This is a genomic window from Methanobrevibacter sp. (assembly GCF_045577275.1).
GTDB lineage: Archaea > Methanobacteriota > Methanobacteria > Methanobacteriales > Methanobacteriaceae > Methanobrevibacter.
In genome coordinates this window covers 1-6,994 of the sequence record NZ_JAZNIB010000284.1, presented here as the reverse complement: position 1 = coordinate 6,994, position 6,994 = coordinate 1, and the positions used below count along the sequence as shown (strand labels likewise).

Here is a 6,994-nt window from a genome sequence, read left to right as displayed (position 1 = left end):
AATTTAATATAAAAATAGCTAAAACAAAAAATGAATAAATAGAATAATCAAAAGATTTAAAAAAGTTTAAAATCTTTAAAAAAAGTTTAGAAAAAAAGTATAAAAAAGTATAAAAAAGTATAAAAAAGTTTAAAATGTTTAAAATAAGAAAAACAGTAGAAGAATTAAATAAATTCTTCATGTAAAAATGTTTAGAACTTGTTAGTATTAACTGGCTGGTCACCATATAATGTAGGCTTATATGGATAACCGATTTCAATAGATAATCCAGAGCTATTAGGAATTTTATCTTCTTCATTATCTAAAAGTTCGTTGGAAATATCATCAAATTCATATGAATTATCATTTAAGCTTAACTCATAAGCAGAACATAATGGTTGGTCATCTAAACTCACATCAGCTGCAGAAGCACAGCCGATACCTACTATAAAAATAAGTAAACTAATTGAAATTAATACTATGCGATTCATTTTATTACCTTTTAGATTTTTTAGATTCTTAAGAATTTTTCATTCTCAAACTAATATATATTAAAGACCACATATAAAGATTTTCGAATGTAAGTGCTTACTTACATCTTTAAATTGAAAAATAAGAATTAATTAAGAGTTATATTAAAAAATAACAATAAATTAGTATTTATATGTTAAAATAATATTGCATAGATATTTTTAAAACTAGAAAATAATTTAAAATAGATTAAAAAAAATGAAAAGATCATGAAAATAAGTAAAAATAAAAGTTTAAAAGAAAAATAGCAGTAATAATTAAATATAAAAAATGTAAAAATAAGTAAAAAAGAAAAAAAGAATAACAGAATTATTCTACGATAACTCCGTTAATAACACCATCTTGACCAGGTCTGGAGGTAACTTTTGCATGACCGAGTTCGGTTTCTACAATAGCACCTTTAGTAATGATGTTCCTTCTTACGTAGTTTGGGTTAGCACTGTTTTCAATTACGTTGTAGATTTCTACAGTGTGAGCTTTACCATCAGTGTCGATAACGTTGATTTTGTTATCTCCAGCTAATCTGTGTTTTTCGTTTCCACCACGAGTTCTGATTTTTCTTAATCTTTTTTCACCTAATCTGGTTTCTGCAGATTCTCTACCTAATTCGCTTTTCCTTTTACCACGGTTTGCAACTCTTCTAGCACCAGATGGAGATCTGGTTGATTTTCCTTGACAAATAGCCATAACAATATCTCCTTATATTATTTTTTCCGTAATCTATGTAATTATAAATATCTTTTAATCCCATCAGAATCAGTAAATTTACATAAAGTAATCTAATGGAATAAATTTTTTTAAAATCAAACTCAAAAAACAAGCTTACCGCTTTGCTTGATAAAGAGACAAATTCAATAAAAATTCATTTTCAAATAATTATTGAAATTTATTTTTTATTTATTTTATTAAAGATTGAGAATTGAATTCTCATAATAAGCAAGTTAATTAATGATTCTTACTGCAAGATAAAATAAGAATGTATATATTTATATTCAAAACTATATATAAAGGTAACTATTTTTGATACCTTAAAATAGCAGATTTCATTAAAAAAAGTTGAAAATTGAAAAAATAATGAAAAGATGAGAAATAAGAAAATAAAAATTAATTAAAATAACTTATCTTCAACGATTTCACCATCATTCAATTTCACTGCTGAAGTATATGCATCAAATATTGCCCATAGCCAAAACAATACATAAAGGATAAAACCAATTAATAAAAGCATTAAAAGAATTGAAACTGCTGCAAGAACTATGAAAAGTCCTCCTTTATTATTTTGACCAATGTATAATTGCCCAATTCCTGGAAAAATAAATGATAGTATTGCTGCAACAACAGGGTTTTTCATTGTAGTTACAGTAGTTTGTTTTGGAGTAACCTTAGTTTCCATACCAGTTTGAGGAACATTGGTACTTTCCACATTGATTTGAGAAGCATTTGCACTTTCTACATTAGCACCACAGTTAGGACAGAATTTAGCGCCAGGAATCAATTCTCTGCCACAATCAGGACATTTCTTTAAAGCAGTCTCATCGACCTTTTCCTCAATAGGATCAGTGCTTGTCTCTTCTCTAACCAAAACGCTATCTTCAGCAGAATCTGTTTTCTCTTGTGAGATCAAAACACTTTCATCAGTAGCATCACTGATGATTTCTTCCTTTTCAGGAATAGGTTCCACTTTAGATAAGTCTGCTCCACAGTTTCCGCAAAATCTATTTGCATTGTCTTGTTCTTTACCACAATCTGGACATATAACAAGTGCCATATAAACACCCCTAAACTTGAATAATCATAATTAATTATAAAAATAGGTCATAAAAAATTAAAGTTAAAATTTAATAAAATAGAAAGTTAATAATTAAATTGAATGAAAATTCCTATAAAACAGTATCAACATCGGAAATGCTGTCTAAAACAATGATATCGATATCTTCTTCATTTACTCTTTCCTTTTCCTCTTCATCTAAAGTAGAGTTTACAAGAATAGCGCTCATTCCAGCATTAACTGCTCCCATACAGTCAACATCAAGCTTATTTCCAACCATAATACTTTTTTTAACATCACATGCCATTCTTCTGCATGCTTCAATATATATTTCAGGATCTGGCTTTTCAACACCTACTTCCTCTGAAGTGATAACAATATCAAAAAAGTGGTATAAGTTTAATCTAACTAATTTTTCCCACTGCTTAATGGTGATACCGTTTGTAATAGCTCCTAATTTATATCCTTTACTTTTAAGATAAATCAATATTGCACTTGTTCTAGGGAAAGGTCTTAAAAGAGCGAATTTAACGTTATGGTATGTTGTCATACCAATAGCTACTAAAAGAGGGTCTTCCTTACCTAAAACTTCTTCAGTCAATATATTAAAGTGTTTGGAATAATTTGAACCTTTCTCTTTAATAATATCCTTTAATAGATCGTATGCTTCATCAGGTTCTAAAGGCAAACCATTATTGCACATACTTTCAATAGCAGCATGTCTTGCCAAATCAGCAAAACTGGAAGTATCTACAAGAGTATCATCAATATCGAAAAATACAGCTTTTGTCATCATTACACCAAAAATATAAAATTCTTTTCTATCGTCAGATTTATTTACTAATTATATATTTATTTTATTATTATATAAAAATTCCTAATAATAATCTTTTAAGTTAAACATCATTAAATTATCAGTGATTTAGGATTAAAAGAAAGCATCCAAGCTTTGTTGCTTTTCATTGGAAGATAACTCCATCAATCTTTCCTTGTTATAACCTAATGGTTCCATCATCCTTGAAACTGCAGGAATCAATTGATTTTCAATATAATACTCCTTATCATATTCGATTCCTTCACTATACTCATAAGGAACAGCCCTTTGGCTGATTGAACCTTTTCCTTTGCTGATTATATATTGCACAATAGTTCCTTTTCCAACTTTAATTCCATGCGCCTCTATTTCACGGGCAGCGACAACATGAGGACCTACCTGCTTATAGTCATCAAGGTTTTTTGTGATTTGAGTGTGGATTATAATTTCCTTCCTATCCAAATTACCTGATTTTATTTGCTTTAAAACTTTACTGATGATTTTTTCAGCCTTTTTTACATCCCCTTCCTTTAAAATAGCCATTAAAATGTCTTCCTGAGTTTTCTTAGCTATTGGCGCCCAATCTCTTCTAACAAGTTCAAGACCCTTTGCAATGATTTTGCCGTCTTCTATTACAGCATACCTCTTTTTGCTTACAAAGAATCCTCTTCTGTAGAATCCTTCAAATTCCAATTCCATTGTATCAGGTAAAGATCCATTAAAATAAGATAAAAACTTATCCTTCTGCACTTTTATCTCATTTTCAATAGCTATCTGTTCTGGAGATTCAATCATATTTACACCTGAAAAAATAATTTCAATCTTATATATAATTATATTATTCTTATCTTTTTAATAATTATGTATTGAATAAATTAAGTAATATCATTTATTTATCAAGACCTCTCATAATCATCTAGTAATCCTGAACTATTTAATATCTATCTAATATCTATCAATTAACTATCTAATAGATATAAGGAAGATAAACATTTAATATCCAATATCTAAGTTAATAGTAAGAAATAGTTTTACATATTAAACCAAACCAAGCTACAAAAAAAATAAATAGGATAAAATAAAAATTGTTAATATTGAATAAAACAGTTTATATAATATAAAACAGAATATAATCAAACAGTTAAGGGATTGCTATGGAAGACTCTGAGAAAATCATCATCGAATTCATTAAATTGTCAAAAAACCGAGAAAAAGTCATAAGGGCTTTAGAAGGAGAAACATTGAAGCCTACAGACATAAGCAAGAAAACTGGCATTCATAGAAATAATGTCAGCAGAGTTTTAAGTCAATTAAGAGAAAAAGAATTAATTCGTTTATTAAATCCTGAAAACAAACGTGGACGATTATACGAATTGACAGACTATGGAAAAGAAATCTTAGATTTAATGAAATCGACTAATTTTTAAATCTGAAAATAAGTAAAAATATGAACAATTTTAAAATAATTAAAATATTAAAAAATAAAAAAAGAAAATTAGAAAAAGAGTTATATCTCTATTTCTAAAGCTATTGGACAATGATCTGAGCCCATTACATCTGATTTTATATAAGATGCCTTTACATTGTCTTTAAATTCTTCATTTACAAAGAAGTAATCCAAACGCCATCCTACATTTCTTGTTCTTGCTTTGGTTCTATAACTCCACCAGGTATATTGATCCTTAATGTCACCATTAATCATTCTGAAAGTGTCAATATAACCATTTTCCAAGAACTTGGTAACCCACTCTCTTTCTACAGGCAAGAAACCTGATGTATCCACATTATCTTTTGGTCTTGCGAGATCAATTTCCTTATGTGCAGTATTCAAATCACCGCAGATAACCAAATTATGACCATTATCCCTTAAATCATTGGTATAATCAAGGAATGCATCATAGAAATCAAGCTTATATTTGAGCCTATCCTCATTCATTCCACCGTTAGGATAATAGATGTTTAAAAGAGTGAATCCATCAAAATCCAATCTTTGAAGTCTTCCCTCAACATCGAACTTTTCTATTCCCATTCCAGAGAAAACCTCTTTAGGTTCGATTGAAGTGTAGGTTGCTACACCACTGTATCCTTTTCTTTCTGCAGAATTGAAATAACTTGTATAATCCGGAATATTAATTAATTTCTTAGGCAATTGGTCAACTTGAGCCTTGGTTTCCTGAAGGCAAACCACATCTGCCTTTTCCTCATTGAACCAGTCAAGAAAACCTTTTCTGTGAATTGCTCTTATACCATTTACATTCCATGAGATAAGTCTAACGTTTGTCATAGAACCACATTTAATCAAATTTAACTCCTTCTTCCAAAGGAACTTCTCTTAACCAGCTGATGTCACTCTTATAAAGCATTCTGATGTCAGACAAATCATATCTGATCATTGCTAAACGTTCAATACCTAAACCAAATGCCAATGCAGGAGTGTCGATGCCTAAAGGTTCTAAAACTTCTGGTCTGAACATTCCACATCCACCAAGCTCAATCCAGCTTTCCTTTTCTTCCAAGTAGATTTCACATTCGGTTGAAAGGTAGGTGTAAGGGAAATAGGCAGGTCTGAATCTTACTTCAAATCCTAATTTCTTATAGAACTCTTTTAATGTACCTAAAAGGTTTTGATAGTTGATTCCAGGAGCTGCAACCAAACCTTCCACTTGATGGAACTCAGGCAAATGCTTATAATCGAAGGTTTCTCTTCTGAATACTCTACCTACTGAGAACATTTTAATTGGAAGCTCTCCTTTTGCCAACCTTTGAGTAGAGATTCCTGTTGTGTGAGTTCTTAAAACAGATTGACGAGCAATATCTGCATCCCAATTATAGTTCCAACCTTCAGAACCGGTATTTCCACCATCTTCATGAGTTTTTGCAACTCTTTCAACAAGAGCATCATCAGGCAAATCACAGGTCAATGGATTTTTAACATAAAATGTATCTTGCATTTCCCTTGCAGCATGGTCTTGTGGCTGGAAGAGAGAATCAAAGTTCCAAAATGCGGATTCCAAATAATCTCCCTTATCTTCAGTAAAACCCATATTCAAGAAGATTTCTCTGATTTCCTGAATGATTCTTCTTAAAGGATGTTCCTTACCTGGGAAGAATATAGGATATTCAGCATTAATGTCATAAGGCCTGTATTTCAAGTCTTTCCATGAGCCTTCTTTCAATTGTTCATGAGTTAATTGTGTAGCCTCTTCCTTCAAGTCAAATCCATGCTCTAAGATCTCATGACCTAAATCAGTCAATTCAAAACTATGATAGGTTGTTTTGTTTTCTGCAATGAGATTTTTCCTATCCATAAGTGCAGATAAACCTTTAGCCATATCTTCATTTAATTGGTCCTTTGAGAGACTTGCCCTTTCGATAAGTGTTGCCAATAATGATTCGTCATCACCTAATTTATCTTGGGTGGATTCTCCCACATCAGTAATGGATAATATTCCCTTATCCATTTTAGCCCAACTTTTACGAATCAACCAACCGATGGAAATATTCATTTCCTTCTTTTCAAGATTATCCATATTTGCCAAATCTTTCATAGCCAATTCTTTCTTATCCTGCAAGACCTTTAGGATTCTTCTTTCCGGAAGGCCAATTTCAGCATATTTCTTACCATTATCAGTTAAACTAAATTGTTCATGAACGTCTTTTTTAACAATGATAATATCTTTAGAAGCTAATGATCCTGCAGCACTCATAACAGACTTAATGTTTAAACCTGTATTTTGAGCTATTTCTTCAGGAGTAGCATCTTCATTTAGTTCTAACTCTTTTAATAGCTTTTTCTCATAAATATGTAATTCATTAATAATTTTATCGATATTCTCACTCATCTAAACACCAGATGCATTTTTAAATAAATCAAGTAAGCATTATTTGATAATAAATAAATT

Annotated in this window: 8 protein-coding genes; 1 reads left to right on the top strand and 7 read right to left on the bottom strand. The window is 30.3% G+C overall.

Translation table 11 applies throughout. The annotated features are described in order from the left end of the window. Positions 1 to 191: 191 nt before the first annotated feature. The 5 genes from ACKI67_RS08295 to ACKI67_RS08275 form a co-directional block, all read right to left on the bottom strand. On the bottom strand, positions 192 to 470 hold the full coding sequence (locus ACKI67_RS08295) for a hypothetical protein (RefSeq protein ID WP_407463046.1): 279 nt from the start codon (positions 468 to 470) through the stop codon (positions 192 to 194). Positions 471 to 819: 349 nt separating this feature from the next. After that, positions 820 to 1,197, bottom strand: a complete 378-nt coding sequence (locus ACKI67_RS08290) for a 30S ribosomal protein S8e (protein WP_407463045.1) — start codon at positions 1,195 to 1,197, stop codon at positions 820 to 822. Between the two features lie 421 nt (positions 1,198 to 1,618). Beyond that, positions 1,619 to 2,278, bottom strand: coding sequence for a zinc-ribbon domain-containing protein (locus tag ACKI67_RS08285; protein WP_407463043.1), 660 nt, complete (start codon positions 2,276 to 2,278; stop codon positions 1,619 to 1,621). A gap of 112 nt (positions 2,279 to 2,390) precedes the next feature. After that, complete coding sequence (locus tag ACKI67_RS08280) at positions 2,391 to 3,071, bottom strand: TIGR02253 family HAD-type hydrolase (protein WP_407463042.1); 681 nt, start codon at positions 3,069 to 3,071, stop codon at positions 2,391 to 2,393. Positions 3,072 to 3,206: 135 nt separating this feature from the next. Next, a complete protein-coding gene (locus ACKI67_RS08275; protein WP_407463040.1) occupies positions 3,207 to 3,887 on the bottom strand; it encodes a DNA polymerase domain-containing protein in 681 nt (226 codons plus the stop codon). A gap of 359 nt (positions 3,888 to 4,246) precedes the next feature. Between ACKI67_RS08275 and ACKI67_RS08270 the strand changes: the two genes are divergently transcribed. Next, positions 4,247 to 4,519, top strand: a complete 273-nt coding sequence (locus ACKI67_RS08270) for a MarR family winged helix-turn-helix transcriptional regulator (RefSeq protein WP_407463039.1) — start codon at positions 4,247 to 4,249, stop codon at positions 4,517 to 4,519. An 80-nt stretch (positions 4,520 to 4,599) separates the two neighbouring features. On the opposite strand, the gene ACKI67_RS08265 is transcribed toward ACKI67_RS08270, so the two are convergent. Together ACKI67_RS08265 and ACKI67_RS08260 are read right to left on the bottom strand one after the other, a co-directional pair. Beyond that, positions 4,600 to 5,376, bottom strand: a complete 777-nt coding sequence (locus ACKI67_RS08265; protein ID WP_407463037.1) for an exodeoxyribonuclease III — start codon at positions 5,374 to 5,376, stop codon at positions 4,600 to 4,602. A 10-nt stretch (positions 5,377 to 5,386) separates the two neighbouring features. After that, the gene (locus ACKI67_RS08260; protein ID WP_407463035.1) at positions 5,387 to 6,934 is read right to left on the bottom strand and encodes a phenylalanine--tRNA ligase subunit alpha; all 1,548 of its coding nucleotides are present in this window, start codon (positions 6,932 to 6,934) and stop codon (positions 5,387 to 5,389) included. Positions 6,935 to 6,994: the final 60 nt, after the last annotated feature.